The following is a 24,697-nucleotide window of genomic DNA, read 5'->3' as shown; positions in this document are numbered from 1 at the left end:
TTAAAACGCGAGGGGTTCCGTACATGAGTATCAATATCAATTACCAGGAAAAATTTCAAGCCAGACATATTGCGACTAACGAAGCAGATACAGCCAAAATGCTGAAAACTGTAAAGGCCGAATCATTAGATCAGCTGATTGAGCAAACCGTGCCGGCTAAGATCAGGTTAAAGCAACCGCTTAACCTGCCCGCTGCCAAAAGCGAGTTCGATTACCTGAATACCCTGAAGCAAACTGCTTCGAAAAACAAGGTGTTTAAATCATACATCGGTCAGGGTTATTATGATGTAATTGTACCGGGCGTTATCCAGCGCAATATCCTGGAAAACCCGGGATGGTATACGCAATACACACCTTACCAGGCCGAAATTGCACAAGGCCGTTTACAGGCATTGTTAAACTTCCAAACCATGGTTATTGATTTAACCGGGATGGAAATTGCCAATGCATCTTTACTGGATGAAGGTACCGCAGCTGCCGAAGCCATGTTTATGCAATATAGTTTGCGTAAAAATACGGCAGCAAACATTTTCTTCGTTTCTGAAGATGTGTTCCCGCAAACTATCGATATTTTAAAAACACGTTCTGAGCCTTACGGTATCCAACTACAAATTGGCGACTACCGTACTGCTGAACTAAACGACCAGATGTTTGGCGCGATAGTTCAATATCCGGCAGGCGATGGTAACGTATATAACTACACAGATTTTGCCGCCGCAGCGCATCAAAAAAATATAAAATTAACCGTAGTAGCCGACTTAATGAGTTTGGTACTGCTAACGCCACCGGGACAATGGGGTGCTGATATTGTGGTTGGTACTTCGCAACGCTTTGGCATACCTATGGGATTTGGTGGCCCGCACGCTGCGTTTTTTGCTACTAAAGAAGAATACAAACGTTCTATCCCCGGCCGTATCATCGGTGTAACTATCGATAGCGCTGGCAACTATGCACTGCGTATGGCCTTGCAAACCCGCGAGCAGCACATCCGCCGCGATAAAGCAACTTCAAATATTTGTACCGCACAAGCATTATTAGCTATTATGGCTGGTATGTATGCCGTTTATCATGGCCCGCAAGGCATTAAGTTAATTGCCGAGCGTATCCATGGCTTAAGTGTTTTATTGGCCGAGTCGTTAAAACAATTAGGCTACGAGCAGTTAAACGATACGTATTTCGATACACTTAAGTTTGACTTAGGCGTATTAGCTAACCCGGTACACAGCGAGGCATTAAACAACGAAATGAACCTGCACTACAAAGGTTCGGTAGTAACCATCTCTTTAGATGAAACTACCAGCCCGCAGGATATCGAAACCATCGTTCGTTTCTTCGCCAAGGTTAAAGGCAAAACCATTAATGATGTAGCTTTCGAAGAATTGAAGGGCAGCATTGAGACCGTTATCCCTGCCGATTTACAACGTACGGGCGAAATTTTAACCCACGCTATCTTTAACTCGCACCATTCAGAACATGAAATGCTGCGTTACATTAAATCGCTGGAAGCTAAAGATCTTTCATTATGCCATTCGATGATTGCCTTAGGGTCATGTACCATGAAACTAAATGCAACCACCGAAATGGTACCGGTTACCTGGGCCGAGTTTAGCAAAATGCACCCATTTGCACCAACCGATCAGGTTGGCGGTTATATGCAGATCTTTAGCGAACTGAACGACTGGTTAAGTGAAATCACCGGCTTTGCAGCCATGAGCTTACAGCCAAATGCAGGCGCACAAGGCGAATACGCAGGTTTAATGGTAATTCGTGCTTATCATAACGATAGGGGCGACAGCCACCGCAATATTGCGCTGATCCCTTCATCTGCACATGGTACTAACCCGGCATCGGCAGCTATGGCCGGTATGAAGATAGTGGTAGTTAAATGCGACGATAACGGAAATATAGATGTGGCTGATTTAAAAGCCCGCGCCGAGCAATATAAAAACGAACTATCTTGTTTGATGGTAACTTACCCATCAACCCATGGTGTGTTCGAAGAATCTATCATCGAGATCTGCGAAATTATACACGCTAACGGTGGCCAAGTTTATATGGATGGCGCCAACATGAACGCACAGGTAGGCCTAACTAGTCCTGCTAATATTGGTGCCGATGTTTGTCACCTTAACTTACATAAAACTTTCTGTATCCCTCACGGTGGCGGGGGCCCGGGCATGGGCCCAATTGGTGTAGCAGCACACTTAGTACCTTACTTACCCGGCCATGCGGTTGTTGATATTGATAAAGGCAAATCTATCCCTGCTGTTTCTGCAGCACCCTGGGGGTCTGCATCTATCCTCATCATCTCTCATGCTTATATAGCCATGATGGGCGGCGAGGGATTAACCAACGCTACAAAATATGCTATCCTGAACGCTAACTATATTAAATCGCGTCTGGAGGCTCATTACCCTGTGCTTTACATAGGTAGTAACGGCCGTTGTGCACACGAAATGATTTTGGATTGCCGTTCATTTAAAAACTTTGGCGTTGAGGTTACCGATATTGCTAAACGTTTAATGGATTATGGTTTCCACGCGCCAACTGTATCATTCCCGGTTGCGGGTACGGTAATGGTTGAGCCAACCGAATCTGAGCCAAAACACGAGCTCGACCGTTTCTGCGATGCTATGATTGCTATCCGTTACGAGATTGACAGTGTAGAAAAAGGCATCTCAGATAAAACAGATAACCCATTGAAAAATGCACCCCACACCGCTGCTGTAATTACAGCCAACGAGTGGGAACATTCATACACCCGCCAAAAAGCAGCTTTCCCGCTGCCTTACGTAGCGCAATACAAATTCTGGCCCTCAGTTGGCCGCGTAAACGATACCTATGGCGATCGTACTTTAATTTGCTCATGTCCTCCGTTAACGGATTATGAGTTTGAAGAAAGCGAAGTAACCACACCAGAATACGGTACCTGAGAATAATCAGCGTTCGAAAAATACTTGTAAATTGAGGCTCCTTATTTAGGGAGCCTTTTTTATGGAATATATAAACAAGAATGAAGACTTAATTGAGCAGTCTGTTACCGAGAAGTTTTATCCGCTTAATGCTATAGTTATAAGATTCGATATTTATCAACAAGATCATCGCCTATATATCGATGTCTATTTTTCACTGCCATATCACAGATTTCAATCTGAAAAAATATTGAAACTCTCTTTTATTGATGTAATAGAGTATTCGTTTTATTGGAATGCCGCCGATTATTTCTACAATGTGGAGCGGTGCAAATTCTTTAAATCAGGAAAAGGTTATTACATGAGTCTTGACCCTGCTAATGAATCTGAAGAATTAACAGAAGAAGATCAGGATATTATTTTAAGTAAAGAATTAGAGGGATATTTCATGTGATTATTGAATGTTTTATAAATTTTGTCATTCCGAACGTAGTGAAGAATCTTCTTAGATATGCATAGCGAGAATAAATGTCGAAGAAGACTCCTCGTTCCTCGTAATGAAAGAGAAGGTAAATCCGCCAGTCATGCTGAACTTGTTTCAGCATCCCATAGGACAGGTGGTAAGTTTTGCACTTCTACGCTTGGCATGTCATAGACCTAGCATGTGGGATGCTGACAAGTTCAGCACGACGGGTGTAGAGATTAGCTAACGTTTTTGCTCCTTTATCTTTTCTTTCCCCCACACCATAATCATTCATTAGCTCATGGTGTTAATATGCTGGCGTACACCTGCGTTAATATCGCTTTTAAAAGGTGTACTATTGCTGCCGGGGGTATTAAAGTTTTGCTTTACAAAGCAGCAAGGTTAAAACCGGGTTTATTGTTTAAGGCCTCGTAATCTTTCATGATTTTTTCGGGTTGCTGCTGTGGTGAAGCATCGGGGAAGGTTTTACCGTCGGGATATATTTTCTGCATTTGCACAACATCAAATAAATCGCCGTATAATTGTGCAGTGCTTTTGGGTTGCGCCTGTATAAAACCGTAGCAGCAATTCAATATCAATAATACTAATATCTTTCGCATAACGTTTCTCTCCCTGTATTATCTAAGCATAACCCCAATTGTCAGCACAAAGCAAAAAATAAAACTACATGTTGTAACATATATTTTTTAATTATATTTGTGTCACAATTTTGAAACAAGAAAAAAAATGAAAGCACTTAAATCAATCGCTGCAGCATTAGTAGTAACAAGCATGTTTGCTTTTACAGCAGTAAAAAATGAAACTTATAAAGTTGACACTCAAAAAAGCAATATTGAGTGGACAGGTAAAAAAATTGGTGGCGAGCACAAAGGTACCATCAAAGTATCTGGCGGTAGCGTAGTTACCAACGGTAAAGCACCAGTAAGCGGTACTTTTACTATGGATATGAAAACCATTGCCAATACAGATTTAACTGATGCAGATTATAATGCAAAATTAGTTGGCCACTTAAAATCTGATGATTTTTTTGGTGTTGACAAATATCCAACTGCAACTTTTGTAGCTACTAAAATTACCCCTGCAGGTAACGGTGTTGCGAACGTAACAGGTAACTTAACTATCAAAGGCACAACTAACCCGGTTACTTTCCCGGTTAATTATACTATCAGCGGTAATACTTTAACTGCAGTGGCTAAAGGTGTAGCTGTTGACCGTGCAAAATACAATGTAAAATACGGTTCTAAAAGCTTCTTCGAAAGCATTGGCGATAAAGCAATTGAAGACAACTTTTTGTTAGACATTACGCTTGTAGCGCAAAAATAATTGTCTTAGCAGTAAGATTTTATACAAAAACCCGGAATAATAATTTGTTCCGGGTTTTTTATTTATCACATTTGATAATAAAACCTTTTATTTGTGATTGGCGTATAAATATCTATATGAGTAATAACCCCCGTTCCGTTAGTATTTTGCTTGTTGATGATGATGAAATTAATAATTTTATCTCCATTAAACTGATTAAAAAGGCGTTGGTAAGCAGTGAAATTAAGGCTTGCCTGAATGGAAAGTTTGCCATTGATGAGCTCTTAAAAACACAGGCCAGCGGTGCAGAAAATTTGCCCGATTATATATTGCTGGATATTAATATGCCCTTAATGAACGGATGGGAGTTTTTGGACGAATACAAAAGGTTAAACATAGACCCGGCGGGCAAATCCAAGATCTTTATTATCTCGTCATCAGTTTTTAGCAACGATATCAACAAAGCAAAATCTTATACCCTGGTAAAAGACTTCATCTCGAAACCTTTAAACATCGATAAAATCCGCGAACTGTTTGAAACAGAAAAACACGTTTAGGCAGGCACTACGCTAAATGCGTCGTGCTCTAAAAGTTTTACTGTACCAATAGGTGTGCTTTTGGCATGATAAAATAAGCAGGTCCACCCTTCGTTGGCTGCTTTATGCCCGTAAATATCACGTAACTCCATTGCCTTGCGGCCGTCATAGTCATACTTGGCTATAAACTTACGCAGCAGTTGCTCGGGCTCGGGCAGTTCATCTCCTCCAAAAAATATCTTTTTACCTTCTATATCAAACCAAAATACCTGGTGAAAAGGGCAGTGCCCGCCAGAAAGTTCGTAATTGATACCCGGCATAAATTGGCCCGAGCCTTCCAGGAAAGTAACATCGGCCGAGCGTTGCAGCGATTCAAAAATTTCCGGCCGGTATGAATATGATTTGCCCGAGAAGGCAGTTTCCCATTCGTTGCGCTGTATCACGTGCTGCGCCTGCGGGAAGCTGGGGTGCAGGCGGCCATTCTCTTCAAATACCAAACCGCTGGCATGGTCGTAATGCAGGTGCGACATCAGTACCTTAGTTACATCATCGGGTTTAAAACCATGTTTACGGATGTTTTTATGGATAATTAGTTCACCGTCTTCGGCCTTCATGCCTAGGCCGGTATCCAGTACCATTAGGTCGGTTTCTGTTTTGATCAGAAAAGGGTTTACATGGATAAATATAGAACCGGGGCGTGATTTAACATCGTCCTTAGCAGGATCGAAGGGGATAAACTTTTTTGTAGAATCAACCGAATACGAACCTTCTCCCAATGCAAAAACTTCCATGTTGTGTTATATGTGCTTTTTTGACCTTACCTTTGTTTGTTAAATTAACCGGATAATTATATTTACGGCTTAATAAACAAACAAAGATATGCAAAAACGGTGGTCAGTACGCGAAAAGCCGGATCAGGGAAATGTAGAAAAGCTGGCTTCCGAACTAAACATCGACCCGGTACTGAGTGCGTTGCTGCTGCAACGTGGCATTGCCGGCTTTGAAGAGGCCCGTTTTTTCTTCCGGCCCGATATTCGCCACCTGCATGATCCTTTCCTGATGGCTGATATGGAAAAGGCCATCATCCGCATAGAACAGGCTATTGCTACCGGCGAAAAAATGATGATCTACGGCGATTACGACGTAGATGGCACCACGGCAGTAGCTATTGTATACAGCTTTTTTAAAAAACTTACAGATAATATCGAATTTTATATCCCCAACCGCTATACCGAAGGTTACGGCATTTCTACCCAGGGCATTGATTACGCCGCAGCAAATGGCTTTGGCTTAATTGTAGCGCTGGATTGCGGGATTAAATCGGTTGATAAGGTTGAGCATGCCAATAGCCTGGGGGTGGATTTTATTATCTGCGACCACCACTTACCCGGCGATGAGCTGCCTGCGGCAGTGGCTGTGCTAGACCCTAAACGGAGCGACTGCGACTACCCTTACAAAGAACTTTCGGGCTGCGGTATAGGGTTTAAACTGATACAGGCTTATGCCGAGAAAAATGGGATGCCTTTTGAAGATATCAGCTGTTACCTTGACCTGGTAGCCATTAGCATAGCCTGCGATATTGTACACATTACCGGCGAAAATCGTACGCTGGCTTATTATGGCCTGCAGCAGTTAAATACCGACCCATGTACCGGTGTAAAGGTGCTGATGGAGGTTGCGGGCAGAAAAGAACGCGTTAATATCTCTGATGTCGTATTCCTGATTGGCCCGCGTATTAACGCTGCCGGGAGGATAGATGATGCCAAACATGCGGTTGAATTGTTAATAGCTACCTCTATTGATGCCGCCCGGGAAAAGGGCGCATTGATTAATATCCAGAATACCGAACGTAAGGGGCACGACCTCTCTATCACAGATGAGGCGCTGAATATTATTAAAGGCGATGAAGTGCTGATTAACCGTAAATCGACCGTGGTTTTTAATGAAACCTGGCATAAGGGGGTTATCGGTATTGTGGCATCGCGCTTAACAGAAAAATATTACCGCCCCACCGTAGTGCTTACACGCTCTAACGGGCACGTAGCGGGCTCTGCAAGGTCTGTGCATGGGTTCGATCTTTACGAGGCGCTAAGCGGCTGCAGCGACCTGCTAACACAGTATGGCGGGCACAAGTACGCGGCAGGCTTAACCATGCCGCCCGAAAACGTACCTGCCTTTATGGCCCGCTTTGAAGAAGTAGTAGGCCTCAGCATTACACCAGAGCAGCTAATACAGGAAATAAGGATTGATGCCGAGCTGAAACTGGAGCAGGTGGATAGCAAATTCTTCCGGGTGTTGAGCCAGTACGGGCCATTTGGGCCGGAGAATATGACGCCGGTGTTTTTGTCGCGCAATGTAAGCATACAGGGCCAGCCATCAGTGGTAGGGGCCGATCATTTAAAAATGTGTGTAATGCAGCAAGGTTCAGCTATATTTGATTGCATTGCCTTTGGGCAGGCTAGTTGGCTGACGGAATTAAAACGCGGCTTGCCTTTTGATATTTGTTATTGTATAGAAGAACATGTTTGGCGCGATAAGCGTTCCATTCAATTAAACATTAAGGGGATTAGATTAAGCGATCAATAATTCCGTTTATAAACCTGGCCGCCATAATTGGTTTTTAGGCTTAAATTTAAGATATGATATTACGTGCCGAGCACCTGGTAAAAAAATATAAACAGCGTACTGTTGTTAATGATGTGTCGTTTGATGTAGCGCAGGGCGAAATTGTAGGTTTGCTGGGCCCTAATGGTGCCGGTAAAACAACGTCGTTTTATATGATTGTGGGGTTAATTAAACCCAATGAAGGCCGTATTTATTTAGAAGAAAAAGATATTACCGGCGACCCAATGTACCGCCGTGCCCAAAAAGGCATTGGTTACCTGGCGCAGGAAGCCTCTATTTTCCGTAAGCTTACGGTAGAAGATAATATTAAGGCCGTTTTAGAAATGGGCGATATGCCTAAAGACAAGCAGCAGAACAAACTGGAAGAACTGATTGACGAGTTTAGCCTGCACAAAGTACGCCGTAACCGGGGCGACCTGCTTTCGGGTGGTGAACGCCGCCGTACAGAAATTGCCCGCGCCCTGGCTGCCGAGCCTAACTTTATTTTGCTGGATGAACCCTTTGCCGGGGTAGACCCTATTGCAGTAGAAGAAATCCAGGCGATGGTGGCCAAACTGAAGCACCGTAACATTGGCATCCTGATTACCGACCACAACGTGCAGGAGACCTTATCTATTACAGACCGCGCTTACCTGCTGTTTGAAGGTAAGATCCTGGAATCGGGCGTGCCCGAAATACTGGCTGCCAATGAAATGGTGCGTAAGGTATACCTGGGTGCCAACTTTGTACTCAAACGCAAAACCTTTTTATAAGCCAAGTTCATAATCCATCTATGACACTCATTAACTCCGTTGCTACCTGGCTCATGAAAAAGCGCATGCACCAGATTGAGCTTTTTATGAAGTACCCCAACGAAGTGCAGGAGGAGTGGTTTGAGAAATTAATATCGGGTGCAGAAAGTACAGAGTGGGGTAAAAGCCACTACTATAAGAGTATCGAAAACCTAAGTCAGTTTAAAGAGCAGGTACCCATACAAACTTATGATACCTTAAAGCCTTACATAGAGCGCATGCTCAAAGGCGAACAAAACGTGCTTTGGCCGTCTGAAATTAAATGGTTTGCCAAGTCATCGGGTACCACTAATGACAGGAGCAAGTTTATCCCTGTAAGCGAGGAAGCTTTAGAAGAGTGCCACTTTAAAGGCGGCAAGGATATGCTTACCATGTACTTTAACAACCGCCCCGACTCCAAGCTTTTTACTGGGAAAATTTTGACGCTAGGCGGTAGCCACCAGGTGAGCCAGTTAAATGCCGATACCTTTTTTGGGGATCTTTCGGCTGTAATTATGATGAATCTGCCGTTGTGGGCACAGTTTTACCGTACCCCGCATTTGGATATTGCCCTGCTCGATAATTTTGAAGAAAAAATAGAGAAAATGGCCCGTGCCACTATAGATTCTAATATGACAGGCATCAGCGGTGTACCCACCTGGAATATCCTGCTGTTTAAACGAATACTGGAAATTACCGGCAAAGATAATTTATTGGAGGTTTGGCCCAACCTCGAACTCTATTTTCATGGTGCGGTAAACTTTACCCCTTACCGCGAGCAGTTTAAAAAACTGATCCCGGATCGTGAAATGTATTATCTCGAAACCTACAACGCTACAGAAGGTTTCTTTGGGATACAGGATCAGGAAGAGCCTGGCGAAATGTTACTGATGCTTGATTATGGCATTTTCTACGAGTTTTTACCGATTGAGAATCTACATAAAGAAAACCCCGAAACGCTAACGTTAGACGAGGTGCAGCTGGGCGAAAACTATGCGCTGATCATTAGTACCAATGCCGGCTTATGGCGTTATTTAATAGGGGATACCATCCGTTTTACATCACTGGCCCCATACCGTATCCAGATTACAGGCCGTACCAAGCACTATATTAATGCTTTTGGCGAAGAAGTAATTGTTGATAATGCCGACCGTGCCCTGGAAGAAGCCTGCCGCCAAACCGGTGCCATTATACAGGAATATACCGCAGGCCCGGTTTATTTTTCTGACAATAAAGGTGGCGGCCACGAATGGATTATTGAGTTTGATAAGAAACCTGCCGAGTTTGAACGTTTTGTTGACTTGCTGGATGAAACCCTGCGCAAGCTAAACTCTGACTATGATGCCAAGCGGTTCAAGGATATGGCCCTGCACCGTCCGCTGGTGCATGTAGCCCCCCGCGGCACCTTTTTTAAATGGATGAAGGAAAAAGGAAAGCTGGGTGGCCAGCACAAAGTACCGCGTTTGGCAAATAACCGCGAGTACGTGGATAGCATTTTAAAGTATCTTAACTAACAGTAAACTTTGATTTTATGGGCAGGAATGCGTATTTTCATACCCATGAAAAAAACATTTCTGCTACTGATATTATCAATATGCAGCTGTAGCGTTTTTTCACAAACCATACTGCCAGATTTTGTAAGCAACCTAAGGTATGAAAGCAATATTGATACCCTGTTGCGAAGCCATGTAAAGCAATTCGACCTTATTATTGCTTTAAGAACCCATTATAACTGGAAATATGATGCTGATTATCATTTGTTGGTGCATAGGAACGGGCAGTGGCAAAAAATGAACCTTCGCAATAAGAAGGGGAGCCTGGCCAAATTTGATCCACCCGTACCTGTGGCAAATAAGTTTAAAGGGGAGGCCGATTCGCTTTATTTAAAGTTGGTAGCCAATAATATTTTCACCATCGATGATGATGATATTTATCCCACCTGCAACCAGGTGGATACGGTAATAAACGGCAGGCACCGCAAGTTCCCCATCGGTGTAGAAAACGCCGCCGGGTATTCGCTCTGGATCATCAAGCCCCAAAAATCGCGCCTGTTATACTATTATGCCCCCGAATATTTTATCAGGTATTGTTCGCCCTATTGGGACAGGCGAAATGCCATCGATATTATCACCCTGTTAAACCATAACTGGTAGGTGCGTTTACTGCTGTAGCATATTATAAATGCTCACAACCTCTACAGCTTCTTTTACATCATGTACCCGCAAAATATCAGCGCCTTTTGTTAATGCAATGGTGTTTACTACTGTAGTGCCGTTTAAAGCATCGGCAGCGGTACCGCCAGTTATGTTATAGATCATGCGCTTGCGCGATACACCAACCAATATAGGCAGCCCCAGCATATCAAAATCGTGCATGCGGTTAAGCAGCTCATAGCTTTGCTCACTCTTTTTTGCAAAGCCGAAGCCAGGGTCTAGGATCACATCGTGTACACCTAATCTTTTTAGTTCGGCATATTTTTGTTGCAGGTAATCAAATACTTCGGTAAAAATATCGTCGTATTCGGTTAGCTGTGTCATAGTTTGGGGGGTGCCCCGCATATGCATCAGGATATAGGGAACCTGTAAGCGAGCCGCGGTTTCAAACATCTTGTCGTCGAGCTGCCCGCCCGATATATCATTGATAATGTGCGCGCCGCCAGTAACGGCAGCCTCCGCAACAGAAGCGCGAAAGGTATCGACAGACATGATAGCCTGCGGAAATGCTGCCGCAATGGCCTCAACAACAGGCACCAGGCGGTCGGTTTCTTCCTGCGCCGAGATATCAACCGCGTTGGGGCGCGATGAGTAAGCGCCAAGGTCCAAAAATGCAGCCCCGTCGGCCAGCATTTTTTCGGCTTGCAGCAGGGCATCGGCTACTTGGGGTTTACGGCTTTGGCTATAAAAGGAATCGGGGGTAAGGTTAATGATGCCCATTACTTTCGGGGTGCTCAGGTCAATCAGTGTTCCGCGTGCATTCAGGGTTGTCTTTTTCCGAAAATATGTATCTTTAGCCATTGCCTTTGGGATGGTAATTTATCCCTTGCGGCAAATATCGAAGAAAATTTTAACACTACCGTTTTGAGTAAAACAACAGCAGAATACGACGCAGTTATTAAGATATGTAAGGGCCTTTTTATGAAAAAAACCCGCGATTATGGCACCGCGTGGCGTATTTTAAGGCCACCATCCATCACCGACCAGATCTTTATTAAAGCGCAGCGCATCCGCACGCTCGAAGAAAAAAAGGTATCAAAAGTTGGCGATGATATCCTGGGCGAATATATCGGCATTGTGAATTATTGCGTTATAGCTATGATGCAATTAGAATGTGGCAATGAAACATCAACAGAGCTTGCACCCGACCACGTGGAGCAGCTGTTTGATGCCAAAGTAAAAGAAACCCAGGAGCTGATGTTTGCTAAAAATCACGATTATGGCGAAGCCTGGCGCGATATGCGCATCAGTTCGCTAACAGACCTGATACTGCAAAAGATTTTTCGTGTTAAGCAAATAGAAGATAATAAGGGCCTTACAGAGGCGTCTGAAGGGGTAAAAGCCAATTACCAGGATATGCTGAACTATGCCGTTTTTGCACTCATTAAAATGGATGTAAAATGAAGGCAGTAGTTTGGATTTGCCGCATAGCCGTGGGCTTGCTGTTTATATTTTCGGGCTTAATAAAGGCGAATGACCCGTTGGGGTTCTCCTACAAGCTGCAGGAATATTTCGAGGTATTTCACCTGATGTTTTTAAACCCGCTGGCCTTAACTACAGCCATTATATTATGCGCTATAGAAATGCTGCTGGGCTTTGCATTGCTTATAGGCACCCGCGCTAATGCCGTAGCCTGGGGATTACTGTTGTTGATTTTCTTCTTCGGATTTTTGACCTTTTACTCGGCCTTTTTTAAGGTGGTACAAACCTGCGGTTGCTTTGGCGATGCCATCCCGCTTACCCCTTGGCAATCGTTTAGTAAAGACATGGTTTTACTGGCTTTAGTACTCGTAATATTCGTAAAACGGCATACAATTCAGCCTTTATTTCTTACTCATTTAAGTAATGCCTTATTTGCAGGTGCAGTGGTGTTTTCATTCGGGTTTGGCCTGTATACATACAACTTTTTACCGGTTATTGACTTCCTGCCTTACAAGGTTGGCGCCAATTTATTAGACGAGATGAAAACCCCTCCCGGGGCAAAACCGGATGAATACGAGATCACCTATCAGCTTAAAAATAAACAGACCGGCGCCACCCGGAGCATGACCGATAAGGAGTACATGAAAACCGGGATCTGGAAAGATGCCAACTGGCAGGTAGTGGGTAACCCAGAGTCGCGCCTGGTGAAAAAAGGTTTCGAACCTAAAATTCGGGACCTGGCTATCCAGGATGCGCAGGGGACCAACTATACACAGGAATTGTTAGGCAGCCCTTTCTATAACCTCGTTATTGTGGCTTACGACCTGAGTCACACTGACGAGCAGGCCATTGCCCGGATTAATGCCCTGGCCGTTAACCTCACTGATAATTATAATATCCGCACCGTATTGCTTACCTCGAACTCGGCACCGGATGCTACTGCCTTTGCCAAAAAGCATCATCTCATATCTGAAGTTTACTACGCCGATGGTGTGCCACTGAAAACCATTGTACGGGCTAACCCCGGCATTTTATTGATGAAGGGCGGTACGGTAGTTGCCAAATGGCATTACCACAGCCTGCCCAAGTATGATGATATTGTTAAACATTATTTACGCCAGCAACCATGAAGATTTTTTTAGTAGGGTTTATGGGTTGCGGCAAATCAACCCTGGGGCGTAAGCTGGCAGCCAGGCTGGGCTATAAGTTTATTGACCTGGATGAACTTTTTGAGCAAAAGGAAGGGACCACTATTGCCAAATACTTTGTGAGCCACGGCGAAGAAGCTTTCAGGCAGGAAGAATCTAACATATTGAAGTATACCGATTTTGGGGAGCAGAGCATTATCTCTACAGGTGGCGGGCTGCCCTGCTATTTCGACCATATGGATTGGATGAATGCCAATGGTAAGGTAATTTATATCCAGATGTCGCCCAAGGCACTGGCCAGCCGATTGGAGTATGGTAAAGAGGAGCGCCCGTTACTGCATGGCAAGCATGGCGAAGACCTGGTTGCCTTTATTGCCGAAAAACTGGCTGAGCGCGAAACTCACTATCTCAAATCGGGCATTGTGGCCGATGGCATGAGTTTAACTGCCGAGAAACTGGAAGAGATATTAGCGAATAGCTAATTACCCCAGCCAAACTGCATCGTTTTCGCCGCTTTCGGTAAGTTGTACATCTACATGCTCATTGAGCAGGGTTGATAGCGCAATGCCCGAATAATCTGTAGTAACCGGGAAGCTTTTGTGGTTACGGTCTACCAGTACCACGGTGCGCAGTTTTTTAAGCGGCACATCCAAAAATACGCCGAAGCCGTAAGCCAGGGTTTTGCCGCTGTTCATCACGTCGTCAACCAGGATGATCACTTTGTTGGTGCATTCTTCAATCGGCGTATCGAGGTTGAATTTCAGACTGCTGCCATGTTTATCCAGTTCGATGTTGATGAGCGTGCTTTTAAACGGCGCAATCTGATCCAGGATGGCTTTAATTCTTAGTGCAATATTGGTTCCCTGCGGTAAAATACCGGCAATAACAATTTCCTGTTCCTCAAAATTATCTTCGAGGATCTGGTAAGCAATACGATCTATCTTTTGCTGTATTTGCTGTGGATCGAGTATAAGCAGCCTTTTTTCTGACATGTCTGTGTTAGCTAACAACCGAAACTACTATTATTCTTTTGAATATGGAAAAAATACAAAATTGGCACCCTCGGGTACAATCACAAACACGCACATAAAATCGTCGGCACTTTTATAGTTGTCTATAAAGCGTTGCTTTAGTTCGGCCTTAATGATGCCACGCTCTACAAATTCTTCGAGGGTGGAGGCGTTGATGTTCCAGTCGGTGCTCAGGTCTTCTTTGTTAAGAATTTCTTCACCCAGTTTAACCTCGTGCTGGTGAGCCACGAAGATGGGGTACAGGGATAGGCCTTCTACCATAATTTCAACCGCCACTTCGCGCATCGATTCGCTGAACAGTTTTAAGTCCACACTCAGGCTGGCTAAGGGGCTGTCTTTTTGGGGTTGGTTACCCTCGTTTAATAATTCTTCCGGATCCATTTGATCAATATTTTTATTCTAAATTCTATCATCATCTCTTTTGTCATTCTGAACGTAGTGAAGAATCTTCTGCTTCGTGTTTGTCCTCTTGAAGAAGATCCTTCGCTATCGCTCTGGATGACAAATTAAGATCATCGCCCGTCATGCTGAACTTGCTTCAGCATCCCACTTACTAAGTCTGCTACCCGTACGGCGCATAACCTCTGTCCTGTGGATCCCGAAACAAGTTCGGGATGACGTTTGGATTATTTTTTCATCGCCCGTCATGCTGAACTTGTTTCAGCATCCCACTTGCTAAGTCTGCTACCCGTACGGCGCATAGCCTGTCCTGTGGGATCCCGAAACAAGTTCGGGATGACGTTCGGGTTGTTTTTTCATCGCCCGTCATGCTGAACTTGTTTCAGCACCCCACTTGCTAAGTCTGCTACCCGTATGGCGCATAAGCTGTCCTGTGGGATCCCGAAACAAGTTCGGGGTGACGTTTGGATTGTTTTTTCACCACCCGTCATGCTGAACTTGTTTCAGCATCCCACTTGCTAAGTCTGCTACCTGTATGGCGCATAGCCTGTCCTGTGGGATCCCGAAACAAGTTCGGGATGACGTTTGGGTTGTTTTTTCATCGCCCGTCATGCTGAACTTGTTTCAGCATCCCACTTGCTAAGTCTGCTACCCGTACGGCGCATAACTTGTTCTGTGGGATCCCGAAACAAGTTCGGGATGACGTTTGGGTTATTTTTTCACCACCCGTCATGCTGAACTTGTTTCAGCACCCCAATTGCTAAGTCTGCTACCCGTACGGCGCATAACTTGTTCTGTGGGATCCCGAAACAAGTTCGGGATGACGTTTGGATTATTTTTTTCACCACCCGTCATGCTGAACTTGTTTCAGCATTCCACTTGCTAAGTCTGCTACCCGTACGGCGCATAGCTTGTCCTGTGGGATCCCGAAACAAGTTCGGGATGACGTTTGGGTTATTTTTTCATCGCCCGTCATGCTGAACTTGTTTCAGCATCCCACTTGCTAAGTCTGCTACTCGTACGGCGTATAACCCGTTCTATGGGATCCCGAAACAAGTTCGGGATGACGTTTGGATTATTTTTTCACCACCCGTCATGCTGAACTTGTTTCAGCACCCCACTTACTAAGTCTGCTACCTGTATGGCGCATAACTTGTTCTGTGGAATCCCGAAACAAGTTCGGGATGACATTTGGGTTATTTTTTCACCACCTGTCATGCTTGGCTTGCTTCAGCATCCCACTTGCTAAGTCTGCTACCCGTACGGCGTATAACCTGTTCTGTGGGATCCCGAAACAAGTTCGGGATGACGTTTGGATTGTTTTTTCACCACCCGTCATGCTTGGCTTGTTTCAGCACCCCACATGCTAAGTCTGCTACCTGTATGGCGCATAGCCAGTCCTGTGGGATCCCGAAACAAGTTCGGGATGACGTTTGGGTTATTTTTTCACCACCTGTCATGCTTGGCTTGCTTCAGCACCCCAATTGCTAAGTCTGCTACCCGTATGGCGCATAACCTGTCCTGTGGGATCCCGAAACAAGTTCGGGATGACGTTTGGGTTATTTTTTCACCACCTGTCATGCTGAACTTGTTTCAACATCCCACTTGCTAAGTCTGCTACCCGTATGGCGCATAAGCTGTCCTGTGGGATCCCGAAACAAGTTCGGGATGACGTAGTGATTATTTTCTTAACCTTAACAGCATCACATTCTCCACGTGCTGGGTATGCGGAAACATATCCACCGGTTGAATTTTTACGCTGTCGTATTTTTCTTTCAGTACCAGCATATCGCGTGCCTGTGTGGCGGGGTTACAGCTTACGTAAACAATTTTTTCTGCCTCAATTTCCATCAGGCGGGCTACCACATCGGGGTGCATGCCTGCGCGCGGCGGGTCGGTTATAATCACATCCGGCTTGCCGTGTGTTAATACAAACTCAGCATCCAACACATCTTTCATATCACCTGCATAAAAATCGGTATTGGTGATATTGTTGATCTGCGAATTGATCTTAGCATCTTCAATAGCCGATGGCACATACTCTACCCCAACAACCTTGTTTACATGTTTGGCCACAAAGTTGGCAATGGTGCCTGCGCCGGTGTACAGATCGTAAACCAGTTCGGTGCCGGTAAAACCTGCAAAATCGCGGGTTATTTCGTATAATTTTTTAGCCTGGATGGCATTGGTTTGGTAAAATGATTTAGGCCCGATACGGAACCTGATCTCATCCATACCCTCATGTATATATTGCGGACCTTTCCAACTGATCACTTCCTGATCGAAGAAAGTATCGTTCTTTTTTTGGTTGATGATGTACAACAGCGAAGTGATCTCGGGGAAACCCTGCTCCACAAAATCCATCATCAGTTTCACTTCATCTTCGCTTACATAAGCGAAAATGACGATCACCATCAGTTCACCGGTTGATGAAGTGCGGATTACGAGGTTACGCAAAGCGCCTTCGTGGTTTTTTAAGTTATAAAAGCTGATGTTGTTTTGTTTGGCAAAATCGCGCACGCTTAAACGCAATTCGTTAGACGGATTGGCTTGCAGGTAACAATGGTTAATATCCAATATCTTATCAAACCGGCCGGGGATGTGGAAACCCAAAGCATTCAGGTCCAGCGTTTCGTTTTCGCGGTTTTCGCCGTCGTTCAGCCAGCGTTTGTCAGAGAAGGTATACTCTAGTTTATTGCGATAATATTTATCTTCCGGCGAGCCTACAATGGGCATCATGTCGCTTACATCAATTTTAGCTAAGCGGCTTAATGCGTCGGCAACGGTTTTTTGTTTAAACTGCAATTGGGCGGGGTAGGTCATGTGTTGCCATTTGCAACCGCCGCAGGTGCCAAAGTGTTCGCAAAATGGTGTGGTGCGATGCTCAGAAGGTTTTATCAGTGTTTTAATACGGGCTTCGCCAAAGTTTTTCTTTTTACGGTAAACCTCTACGTCGGCCACATCGCCGGGTACGGCTTTCTCAATAAAAAGCACCAGATCATCGGCCTTACCAACGCCCTTACCTTCTTCGGCAATATCAATTACAGTAACGCCTTCAATCAGTGTATAATTCGCAGTCTTTCTCATCAGGCTGCAAAGTTAACCCAATTATTTAAAACCTTAAATGTAAAACCGCCTTGCCTGTGTGGTTACAATCAGGAAAAGATGGCTACCAGAAAAAACCAGAAACTATTAGTGTCAGCGTATGCCAGGTCGAACTGTTCATCAATCTGTGCTGAAAAATCATTCAATTCTCGGCTCATGATGCATTAATTTTATTATGCTAACATAGTATTTTTTATACCGAAAACCAAATTGGTATAGTGAAATTTAAAATCAAAAAATTTAAGGAGAAAAGACCAAGGGTTGAAGAAGCTAAAGCTTTGTTAAACCGTAATAGCCGCCTTTACCAAATAAGGCAAAATTTCTTTCTGGAAGGATACAAAGTTTTTGCGTACATCGGCATCGCTAACCGAGGTAAAGGCGAAGCTGAAAACGATGCTTTTACTGCATTTAATGAGGAAGCGCAGGCGCTGGTGATAGCTTTCTATCTTGCGCATGCCGCTTAGTTTGGTGAATGAACTGAGGAGTAGTTCTTCGAGTTCGTTCGACAGGTTTTTGAGGAATTCCTGTGAGTTGGTTGATTCGCGGATAAAGTCCCAGCCAATAAATTCGTTACAGATGGTGTAAGAGAGGCGGCTGGTTTTGAGGATGAGGTTGGTGAGGTGGGCTTCTTCGTCCATCTGGTGGCTGTCGTTGTTAATCAGCTCGTCCACACTCAACTTAATATAATCCATCAGCAGGGCATGCAGGATATCTTCCTTGCTGTCGAAATATTTGTAAATGGTGGCTTTAGCAATTTTAGCGCGTTTGGCAATTTCGTTGACACTGGTTTTGTGGTACCCGAATTTGCGGAACAACTCCTGCGCGGCCCGCTTAATGCTTTCTTTTATTTTATCGGCTTCCATGTATCAATTAGACACAAATATAGTATTATTCGCCACTTGAATACTGTATGATTTTAACGAGCGGCTTGCCGGCCCTTTTACCGGTGTACCATCTGCCAGTGAAAATTTTGAACCGCTGCAAGGGTCATCTACCTGGAAGCCGGTATTGTCTATAGTTACCGCACATTTTTTTTCGGGCTGATAGCTGCTGCAGCGGTCGAAAGCCTCGTAACTGCCGTCGGGATTATGGTAAAGTACCAGGCCGGCCACACCATAACCGCTTACCGTTACCGCGCCGCCCACACTGTTTAACTTGATATAACGCGGGTCGGATATGGGGGATTGAAAGTTAACAGAAACGTTAGGGATGCCCGATGAATTATCTTTTCCGCACGAAATCAAGCCCAGTACACCTATCAGCAGCAAACCTAAACGTTGCATCATATCATTTCTGTTTTAAACTGTTTTAAAAAGCGCACATCGTTCTCAGAGAATAAACGAAGATCCTTGATCACATATTTTAGGTTGGTGATACGTTCTACCCCCATGCCGAAAGCAAAGCCGGTAAACTTTTTACTGTCGATGCCGCAGTTTTCTAAAACGTTAGGATCTACCATGCCGCAGCCTAAAATCTCTACCCAGCCCGAGTGCTTGCACATGTTACAGCCTGCGCCTTTACAAATGGTGCAAGAAATATCCATCTCGGCCGATGGCTCGGTGAACGGGAAGTAAGACGGGCGGAAACGTACCTTAGTGCCTTCGCCATACAGCTCCTGCACAAAGTGATACAGGGTTTGTTTCAGGTCGGCAAATGATACGTTCTCGTCGATATATAAACCTTCTACCTGGTGAAAAAAGCAATGCGCACGGGCAGATATCGCCTCGTTACGGTAAACGCGACCGGGCATAATGGCGCGGAACGGCGGCTTGCCGTTCTCCATCATGCGTACCTGTACCGATGAGGTATGGGTACGCAGGGCGATATCATCCTTACCACTGTTTTTCTTGATAAAAAAGGTATCCTGCATATCACGCGCCGGGTGCTCATCCGGGAAGTTAAGGGCCGAGAAATTGTGCCAATCGTCCTCAATCTCCGGGCCTTCGGCAACCACAAAGCCCAGGCGTTTAAAGATATCAACGATTTCGCTTTGTACTAACGACAGCGGGTGGCGCGAGCCAACCTCGAAACCGTTACCAGGTAAGGTGAGATCAATTTCGGATTTCGAATTTTCGATTTCGGAATTGAAATTTTCTTTCAGGTCGGTATATTTGGCTTCGGCCATTTGCTTAAACTGGTTAAGCACCTTGCCAAATACGCGTTTCTCTTCTGGCCCAACGCTTTTAAATTGCTCAAAAAGGTCTTTAATAAGTCCTTTGGTCCCTAAATATTTAATCCGGAAAGCTTCCAGCTCATCTGCATTAGCAGGGCTGAAGGCCTCGATCTCGGCGGTATATTGATTGATCTGATCTTGCATTATATCTCTCTATTCTGAAGCGTATTTGTGCTTCGGCTACAAACCGCTAATTTACTTATAATTATTTAATCACTTCCAGTGCCTTACCCACTTTGGTAAATGCTGCAATAGCTTTATCTAAATGTTCCACTTCATGCGCAGCAGAAATTTGCACCCTGATCCGCGCTTTACCCTGCGGAACAACCGGGTAATAAAAACCGATTACATAAATGCCTTCTTCCAGCATTTTGGCGGCAAACTCCTGGGCCAGCTTGGCATCGTACAGCATAACCGGTACAATAGGGTGTACACCCGGTTTAATATCGAAACCCGCTTCGGTCATTTTTTCGCGGAAGTATTTGGTATTGCTTTCCAGCTTATCGCGCAGCTCGGTGGTTTCACTCAGCATATTTAATACACCGATTGATGCACCTGTAATAGCCGGAGCAAGTGTATTAGAGAACAAATACGGGCGCGAACGCTGACGCAGCATATCGATAATCTCTTTACGGCCAGATGTAAACCCGCCTGATGCGCCGCCCAAAGCTTTACCTAATGTGCCGGTGATAATATCGATACGGCCCATTACATTGTGATGCTCGTGCGTGCCACGACCGGTTTTGCCCATAAAGCCCGAGCAATGGCTTTCGTCTATCATAACCAAAGCCTTGTATTTATCGGCCAGGTCGCAAATTTTATCAAGTTGGGCAATGGTACCATCCATTGAGAAGGCGCCATCTGTAACGATAATACGATGGCGCAGATTTTGGGTAGCTATTAGCTTTTCTTCCAGGTCGGCCATGTCATCGTGTTTGTAACGCTGGCGCTGGGCCTTGCATAAACGCACACCATCTATAATAGAAGCATGGTTCAGCTCGTCTGATATAATGGCATCCTGCTCATTAAACAGGGGCTCGAACACACCGCCGTTGGCATCAAATGCTGCGGCGTAAAGGATGGTATCTTCGGTGCCTAAAAATTCAGCTATTTTGGCTTCCAGTTCTTTATGGATATCCTGGGTACCGCAAATAAAACGTACGGATGATAAGCCGTAACCGTGCGTGTCCATCACTTGCTTGGCTGCTTCAATAACCCTCGGGTTTGATGATAAGCCCAGGTAATTATTGGCACAGAAGTTTATTACTTCCTGGCCGCCCTGTACCGTAATATCGGCACCCTGCGGGGAAGTGATGATGCGTTCTCTTTTATATAATCCGGCTTCTTCTATTTGGGCAAGTTCCTGTTGCAGCACAGGTTTCAGCGTATCATACATGGCGTTATAATTTTAAGGTGCAAAATTAAGCATTAACAAATTATTTAACGTGTTAATGTGATGATAGCCCGTCATAAAAATATATCATGGGTTAACGCCCCTTATTTGCCGTATTGTAACGATAGCGGAATTGGCCTGCCGTTTTCATTATCCGGCGTAATATAGATAAGGTTGATTGAAGCCTTGCCGGTCTTTTCAAAATACTGCAAGCGGAAATTATGAAAGCCTTTTGCTAAAGGCAGCACATACGATTTGAAATTACCGCGTGCGTGCAGCGTGCCGTCATCAATCACGAGTTTATTATCTATATACAGCCTGGCACCGCCGTCGCAATTGATGGCGAAAATATGATAACCGGCTGCCTGCACTTCTATTTGCCCCGAAAATACGCAGGCAAAGTTTTGCTGCTTAGGCAATCTGGTCGGGTCGAAGTCTTTACCGGCCTTGCCGGTTTGCAGGGGTTTCAGGTTCTTAAAATCTGGCATACTGTCCCAGCTACCTTCGTAATAGGCATAGCTCCAGCCTTCGGGTGTAAGGCCTTTTAGTTTGGCTTTGGCCGGTAATGTTTCGCCCAATACATAGTCGGCAGTAGCTTGCTGTTCATATACCGGGCGGTTGCTTAGTGCTTTAATAGTTAAGCGGGCTGGGTTTTGCAAGGTAATGGTTTGGTCAACTACAGCTGTTGACGCTTCAGTAGGCTGGCTGCCATCTGTGGTGTAACGCAGTTGTTTTAAAAGGTCTCCGTTGATGTTTATTTTAATAGGCTGGCCTTTCAGCATAATACCATTTTGCGGGTGAAACTGCATCGGTTCTTTGCTGTATCCGTAATAGGTATATTTCAGCCCGTCGTACAGCGTGCGGAATATCATCGAATTATGGGTTTCATCGTTATAATACATGGTTTTCCAATGTAAGCCGGCCGGTGCCTGCTTCCGGAATATCGAATCCATTTTTACAATGCCCATACCAATGGCTGCCGGGCCTTCGCGGCCGGTCATTAACAGGGTAATGTCTTTTAAGTTTAATTTGCCCAGGTTGTCATCAGCCAGTTTAAAAGCGTAACCATTATCCCACCACAAAGCAGGGTCTGCCAGCAGGTATGATTGAAACAGCCTCGGCTCTTTTATTATCGCATACATGGTAAATATACCGGCCAACGAGCTGCCGTATAAGGTATTCATGCCGCTGGTGCGATACTTTTTGTTGATGTACGGCATTACTTCGTTTTTAATAAATGCCAGGTATTTACCTGCCCCGCCCGATACTGGTACATTATTAATATGCGTTGGCGTACAATCGCGCTCACGCATATTTTCACCGTTTTTATACACATTGGGCATACTTACAATGATGTTGGAGGGTATAAACTGGATCTCTAAAAAACGATCGATATTGGTTACAATCTGGGTATTCCATTCGCCGTCGGTAACATAGGTGGCGTCGTATTTTTTGGCAGGTGCAGTAGCATAATCTGCAGGCAGCACAATTTCTAAAGCACGCTTTTCCTGCAATTCATTAGAGTAAATGGTGTCGCGAATAATTACGGCATTTTTAAGCTGTGCATACGCTGGCGAAGCCACGCAAAATAATAACGCCAGAAAATACAGTGTGTATTTAATTTTCATGTTTTACGAGGTTGATGTTAAACGAAATGTACTGAATTATTATTAAGACAACATGAGCATACAGAAAGTTACAGGAATTTCTTAACTGCTTTCACACTTGTTATAAATTTACCTTCCCAACTCTGTTATACGCAGGGTACGCTGTTGAGAAATTCCTGTGACGTTACGAAAAGCACGGTCAGCCCCGTTTTAAATCTGCGCTAACGTCATCTAATAATGATATTGATCACTTCCCAACTTTCGGTATTGCCCACTTCGGCTCTTTTGCTTAAATTTGCACCTCATTTAACGCTGTTTGCAGCAGCATCAATGTACGTAATGACAACATATCAAACACTATTATACTATTGTTATTCAACAATAGCAGAGGCCGAGCAATTTGCCGAAAAGCATCTCCAGTTTTGTAAAAGCCTTGGTTTAACCGGCCGCATTATTGTAGCCGACGAAGGCCTTAATGGTACCGTATCCGGCACCAAAGAAGCCTGCGAAACTTACATGGCTGCTATACATGCCGAAGAACGCTTTGCCAAAACAGAGTTTAAGATCGACGATGTAGACCAGCCATCATTTGTGAAAATGCATGTGCGCTACAAAAGCGAAATTGTACACTCGGGCCTGCGCGACCCTAATATCATTAACCCCCAGCTACAAACCGGCAAGCATTTAGAACCAAAAGATTTTTTGGCGATGAAGGATGATGAGGATGTAATTATCCTCGATGTTCGCTCCAACTATGAGCATTCGTTAGGCCGTTTTAAAAATGCCATTACGCTCGATATCGATAACTTCCGCGATTTCCCGGCGCAGATTAATGAGCTGGCCAAATACAAGGACAAAAAAGTATTAACCTATTGCACCGGCGGCATTAAATGCGAAAAAGCATCGGCCTTGTTACTGCACGAAGGTTTTACAGATGTTTATCAGCTGCACGGCGGGATCATTAAATACGGTAAAGAAGCAGGTGGCGAAGACTTTGAAGGTAAATGTTATGTGTTTGATAACCGTTTATCTGTCGATGTAAATTCGGTGAACCCGGTTACCGTATCTGTATGCTACAACTGTGGCAAGCATACCGAAAAAATGATCAATTGCGCCAACCCCGAATGCAATGAGCACTTTACCCAGTGCGACGAATGCGGTACCGCCCTTGATGGTTGCTGCAGCGATGATTGCAAAGCACACCCGCGCAAGCGCATTTATGATGGTACCGGCTACTATGTAAAGGTGCCGCAACCGGTTGCGGCTAAGAAAACTAAGGTTCAATTAGCAGAATAAATGTAAAAATGATAAAGGGGGCATGCTGAGGCCCTCGAGGCATTTCGCTGAATGAGGGTAGTGCTTGGATTGAAGTAATTATCTTTTATGATTACAAAGTGGGCCCATTTACGTCAGTCTGCTCATTGCCGCAGGGGCTAGCTACTTTTGGCTTGATCCAAAAGTAGCCAAAAGATCAAGACGCAAAAAAGCTCCACCGCACAAAGCCATTACACTGCCCCGCTTTTGCGTAAGGCAACCGCTCGCAGGGTTTCGCTACCCACTCCTAATTTAAGAGCCCG

At 44.7% G+C, this 24,697-nt stretch carries 23 protein-coding genes; 12 read left to right on the top strand and 11 right to left on the bottom strand.

The genetic code is table 11. The features are described from left to right. The first annotated feature begins 23 nt into the window (after positions 1-23). Both gcvP and RG47T_RS18415 read left to right on the top strand, forming a co-directional pair. On the top strand, positions 24-2,933 hold the full coding sequence (gene gcvP, locus RG47T_RS18420) for an aminomethyl-transferring glycine dehydrogenase (protein WP_074490925.1): 2,910 nt from the start codon (positions 24-26) through the stop codon (positions 2,931-2,933). Between the two features lie 61 nt (positions 2,934-2,994). Further along, complete coding sequence (locus RG47T_RS18415; RefSeq protein ID WP_074490924.1) at positions 2,995-3,366, top strand: hypothetical protein; 372 nt, start codon at positions 2,995-2,997, stop codon at positions 3,364-3,366. A 395-nt stretch (positions 3,367-3,761) separates the two neighbouring features. Here the strand turns inward: RG47T_RS18415 and RG47T_RS18410 are convergent, their stop codons facing one another. After that, the gene (locus RG47T_RS18410; RefSeq protein ID WP_074490923.1) at positions 3,762-3,995 is read right to left on the bottom strand and encodes a hypothetical protein; all 234 of its coding nucleotides are present in this window, start codon (positions 3,993-3,995) and stop codon (positions 3,762-3,764) included. A 127-nt stretch (positions 3,996-4,122) separates the two neighbouring features. On the opposite strand from RG47T_RS18410, the gene RG47T_RS18405 reads away from it, so the two are divergent. Continuing rightward, a complete protein-coding gene (locus tag RG47T_RS18405; RefSeq protein WP_074490922.1) occupies positions 4,123-4,719 on the top strand; it encodes a YceI family protein in 597 nt (198 codons plus the stop codon). A 116-nt stretch (positions 4,720-4,835) separates the two neighbouring features. Then, positions 4,836-5,255, top strand: a complete 420-nt coding sequence (locus tag RG47T_RS18400; protein WP_074490921.1) for a response regulator — start codon at positions 4,836-4,838, stop codon at positions 5,253-5,255. Here RG47T_RS18400 and RG47T_RS18395 read toward each other — a convergent pair. Beyond that, positions 5,252-6,025, bottom strand: coding sequence for an MBL fold metallo-hydrolase (locus RG47T_RS18395; protein WP_074490920.1), 774 nt, complete (start codon positions 6,023-6,025; stop codon positions 5,252-5,254). The genes RG47T_RS18400 and RG47T_RS18395 overlap by 4 nt on opposite strands. An 88-nt stretch (positions 6,026-6,113) precedes the next feature. Between RG47T_RS18395 and recJ the strand changes: the two genes are divergently transcribed. Genes recJ through RG47T_RS18375 form a run of 4 tightly spaced genes read left to right on the top strand, consistent with a single transcriptional unit; the run spans position 6,114 to position 10,782 of the window. Continuing rightward, a complete protein-coding gene (gene recJ / locus RG47T_RS18390) occupies positions 6,114-7,820 on the top strand; it encodes a single-stranded-DNA-specific exonuclease RecJ (protein WP_074490919.1) in 1,707 nt (568 codons plus the stop codon). Positions 7,821-7,873: 53 nt separating this feature from the next. Further along, the gene (gene lptB / locus RG47T_RS18385) at positions 7,874-8,611 is read left to right on the top strand and encodes an LPS export ABC transporter ATP-binding protein (RefSeq protein WP_074490918.1); all 738 of its coding nucleotides are present in this window, start codon (positions 7,874-7,876) and stop codon (positions 8,609-8,611) included. Between the two features lie 20 nt (positions 8,612-8,631). Then, entirely contained in the window at positions 8,632-10,143 is a 1,512-nt protein-coding gene (locus tag RG47T_RS18380) for a GH3 auxin-responsive promoter family protein (RefSeq protein ID WP_074490917.1), read from the top strand. 45 nt (positions 10,144-10,188) lie between these two features. Then, positions 10,189-10,782, top strand: a complete 594-nt coding sequence (locus RG47T_RS18375; protein WP_074490916.1) for a hypothetical protein — start codon at positions 10,189-10,191, stop codon at positions 10,780-10,782. A 6-nt stretch (positions 10,783-10,788) separates the two neighbouring features. Here the strand turns inward: RG47T_RS18375 and folP are convergent, their stop codons facing one another. Continuing rightward, a complete protein-coding gene (gene folP / locus RG47T_RS18370) occupies positions 10,789-11,643 on the bottom strand; it encodes a dihydropteroate synthase (RefSeq protein ID WP_074490915.1) in 855 nt (284 codons plus the stop codon). A gap of 120 nt (positions 11,644-11,763) precedes the next feature. Here folP and RG47T_RS18365 point away from each other — a divergent pair, with 120 nt between their 5' ends. Genes RG47T_RS18365 through RG47T_RS18355 form a run of 3 tightly spaced genes read left to right on the top strand, consistent with a single transcriptional unit; the run spans position 11,764 to position 13,894 of the window. Then, the gene (locus RG47T_RS18365) at positions 11,764-12,246 is read left to right on the top strand and encodes a DUF1599 domain-containing protein (RefSeq protein ID WP_074493577.1); all 483 of its coding nucleotides are present in this window, start codon (positions 11,764-11,766) and stop codon (positions 12,244-12,246) included. After that, the gene (locus tag RG47T_RS18360; protein ID WP_074490914.1) at positions 12,243-13,394 is read left to right on the top strand and encodes a BT_3928 family protein; all 1,152 of its coding nucleotides are present in this window, start codon (positions 12,243-12,245) and stop codon (positions 13,392-13,394) included. Before RG47T_RS18365 ends, RG47T_RS18360 begins: the two co-directional genes overlap by 4 nt. Continuing rightward, positions 13,391-13,894 (top strand): shikimate kinase, encoded by a 504-nt coding sequence (locus RG47T_RS18355; protein WP_074490913.1) that lies wholly within the window; start codon positions 13,391-13,393, stop codon positions 13,892-13,894. The genes RG47T_RS18360 and RG47T_RS18355 overlap by 4 nt, the downstream gene beginning before the upstream one ends. On the opposite strand, the gene RG47T_RS18350 is transcribed toward RG47T_RS18355, so the two are convergent. The 8 genes from RG47T_RS18350 to RG47T_RS18315 all read right to left on the bottom strand — a co-directional run bounded on the left by RG47T_RS18350 (position 13,895) and on the right by RG47T_RS18315 (position 23,141). Continuing rightward, the gene (locus RG47T_RS18350) at positions 13,895-14,404 is read right to left on the bottom strand and encodes a phosphoribosyltransferase family protein (RefSeq protein WP_074490912.1); all 510 of its coding nucleotides are present in this window, start codon (positions 14,402-14,404) and stop codon (positions 13,895-13,897) included. Positions 14,405-14,434: 30 nt separating this feature from the next. Beyond that, positions 14,435-14,824 (bottom strand): hypothetical protein, encoded by a 390-nt coding sequence (locus RG47T_RS18345; RefSeq protein WP_074490911.1) that lies wholly within the window; start codon positions 14,822-14,824, stop codon positions 14,435-14,437. Positions 14,825-16,522: 1,698 nt separating this feature from the next. Then, a complete protein-coding gene (gene rlmD / locus RG47T_RS18340) occupies positions 16,523-17,929 on the bottom strand; it encodes a 23S rRNA (uracil(1939)-C(5))-methyltransferase RlmD (RefSeq protein ID WP_074490910.1) in 1,407 nt (468 codons plus the stop codon). 299 nt (positions 17,930-18,228) lie between these two features. Then, positions 18,229-18,810, bottom strand: a complete 582-nt coding sequence (locus tag RG47T_RS18335) for a TetR/AcrR family transcriptional regulator (RefSeq protein WP_074490909.1) — start codon at positions 18,808-18,810, stop codon at positions 18,229-18,231. Positions 18,811-18,813: 3 nt separating this feature from the next. After that, positions 18,814-19,233 (bottom strand): Rieske (2Fe-2S) protein, encoded by a 420-nt coding sequence (locus tag RG47T_RS18330; RefSeq protein ID WP_083627458.1) that lies wholly within the window; start codon positions 19,231-19,233, stop codon positions 18,814-18,816. Beyond that, positions 19,230-20,264, bottom strand: coding sequence for a phenylalanine--tRNA ligase subunit alpha (pheS, locus tag RG47T_RS18325; RefSeq protein ID WP_171972564.1), 1,035 nt, complete (start codon positions 20,262-20,264; stop codon positions 19,230-19,232). Before pheS ends, RG47T_RS18330 begins: the two co-directional genes overlap by 4 nt. 61 nt (positions 20,265-20,325) lie before the next feature. After that, positions 20,326-21,516, bottom strand: coding sequence for a glycine C-acetyltransferase (gene kbl / locus RG47T_RS18320; protein WP_074490907.1), 1,191 nt, complete (start codon positions 21,514-21,516; stop codon positions 20,326-20,328). A 101-nt stretch (positions 21,517-21,617) separates the two neighbouring features. Continuing rightward, positions 21,618-23,141, bottom strand: coding sequence for an alpha/beta hydrolase-fold protein (locus RG47T_RS18315; RefSeq protein ID WP_074490906.1), 1,524 nt, complete (start codon positions 23,139-23,141; stop codon positions 21,618-21,620). 318 nt (positions 23,142-23,459) lie between these two features. Here RG47T_RS18315 and trhO point away from each other — a divergent pair, with 318 nt between their 5' ends. After that, a complete protein-coding gene (gene trhO, locus RG47T_RS18310) occupies positions 23,460-24,416 on the top strand; it encodes an oxygen-dependent tRNA uridine(34) hydroxylase TrhO (protein ID WP_074490905.1) in 957 nt (318 codons plus the stop codon). The last annotated feature ends 281 nt before the right edge of the window (positions 24,417-24,697 follow it).

The organism is Mucilaginibacter polytrichastri (assembly GCF_001911425.1).
GTDB classification, from domain to species: domain Bacteria; phylum Bacteroidota; class Bacteroidia; order Sphingobacteriales; family Sphingobacteriaceae; genus Mucilaginibacter; species Mucilaginibacter polytrichastri.
Note: the sequence above shows the minus strand (reverse complement) of the source record. Positions and strands in the feature narration are given on the sequence as shown.

What these genes read in the sequence shown, in the direction of transcription:
- gcvP (WP_074490925.1), top strand. Translation starts at nt 24, where the DNA reads ATGAGTATCAATATCAATTACCAGGAAAAATTTCAAGCCAGACATATT.
- RG47T_RS18415 (WP_074490924.1), top strand. Translation starts at nt 2,995, where the DNA reads ATGGAATATATAAACAAGAATGAAGACTTAATTGAGCAGTCTGTTACC.
- RG47T_RS18410 (WP_074490923.1), bottom strand. Translation starts at nt 3,995, where the DNA reads ATGCGAAAGATATTAGTATTATTGATATTGAATTGCTGCTACGGTTTT.
- RG47T_RS18405 (WP_074490922.1), top strand. Translation starts at nt 4,123, where the DNA reads ATGAAAGCACTTAAATCAATCGCTGCAGCATTAGTAGTAACAAGCATG.
- RG47T_RS18400 (WP_074490921.1), top strand. Translation starts at nt 4,836, where the DNA reads ATGAGTAATAACCCCCGTTCCGTTAGTATTTTGCTTGTTGATGATGAT.
- RG47T_RS18395 (WP_074490920.1), bottom strand. Translation starts at nt 6,025, where the DNA reads ATGGAAGTTTTTGCATTGGGAGAAGGTTCGTATTCGGTTGATTCTACA.
- recJ (WP_074490919.1), top strand. Translation starts at nt 6,114, where the DNA reads ATGCAAAAACGGTGGTCAGTACGCGAAAAGCCGGATCAGGGAAATGTA.
- lptB (WP_074490918.1), top strand. Translation starts at nt 7,874, where the DNA reads ATGATATTACGTGCCGAGCACCTGGTAAAAAAATATAAACAGCGTACT.
- RG47T_RS18380 (WP_074490917.1), top strand. Translation starts at nt 8,632, where the DNA reads ATGACACTCATTAACTCCGTTGCTACCTGGCTCATGAAAAAGCGCATG.
- RG47T_RS18375 (WP_074490916.1), top strand. Translation starts at nt 10,189, where the DNA reads ATGAAAAAAACATTTCTGCTACTGATATTATCAATATGCAGCTGTAGC.
- folP (WP_074490915.1), bottom strand. Translation starts at nt 11,643, where the DNA reads ATGGCTAAAGATACATATTTTCGGAAAAAGACAACCCTGAATGCACGC.
- RG47T_RS18365 (WP_074493577.1), top strand. Translation starts at nt 11,764, where the DNA reads ATGAAAAAAACCCGCGATTATGGCACCGCGTGGCGTATTTTAAGGCCA.
- RG47T_RS18360 (WP_074490914.1), top strand. Translation starts at nt 12,243, where the DNA reads ATGAAGGCAGTAGTTTGGATTTGCCGCATAGCCGTGGGCTTGCTGTTT.
- RG47T_RS18355 (WP_074490913.1), top strand. Translation starts at nt 13,391, where the DNA reads ATGAAGATTTTTTTAGTAGGGTTTATGGGTTGCGGCAAATCAACCCTG.
- RG47T_RS18350 (WP_074490912.1), bottom strand. Translation starts at nt 14,404, where the DNA reads ATGTCAGAAAAAAGGCTGCTTATACTCGATCCACAGCAAATACAGCAA.
- RG47T_RS18345 (WP_074490911.1), bottom strand. Translation starts at nt 14,824, where the DNA reads ATGGATCCGGAAGAATTATTAAACGAGGGTAACCAACCCCAAAAAGAC.
- rlmD (WP_074490910.1), bottom strand. Translation starts at nt 17,929, where the DNA reads ATGAGAAAGACTGCGAATTATACACTGATTGAAGGCGTTACTGTAATT.
- RG47T_RS18335 (WP_074490909.1), bottom strand. Translation starts at nt 18,810, where the DNA reads ATGGAAGCCGATAAAATAAAAGAAAGCATTAAGCGGGCCGCGCAGGAG.
- RG47T_RS18330 (WP_083627458.1), bottom strand. Translation starts at nt 19,233, where the DNA reads ATGATGCAACGTTTAGGTTTGCTGCTGATAGGTGTACTGGGCTTGATT.
- pheS (WP_171972564.1), bottom strand. Translation starts at nt 20,264, where the DNA reads ATGCAAGATCAGATCAATCAATATACCGCCGAGATCGAGGCCTTCAGC.
- kbl (WP_074490907.1), bottom strand. Translation starts at nt 21,516, where the DNA reads ATGTATGATACGCTGAAACCTGTGCTGCAACAGGAACTTGCCCAAATA.
- RG47T_RS18315 (WP_074490906.1), bottom strand. Translation starts at nt 23,141, where the DNA reads ATGAAAATTAAATACACACTGTATTTTCTGGCGTTATTATTTTGCGTG.
- trhO (WP_074490905.1), top strand. Translation starts at nt 23,460, where the DNA reads ATGACAACATATCAAACACTATTATACTATTGTTATTCAACAATAGCA.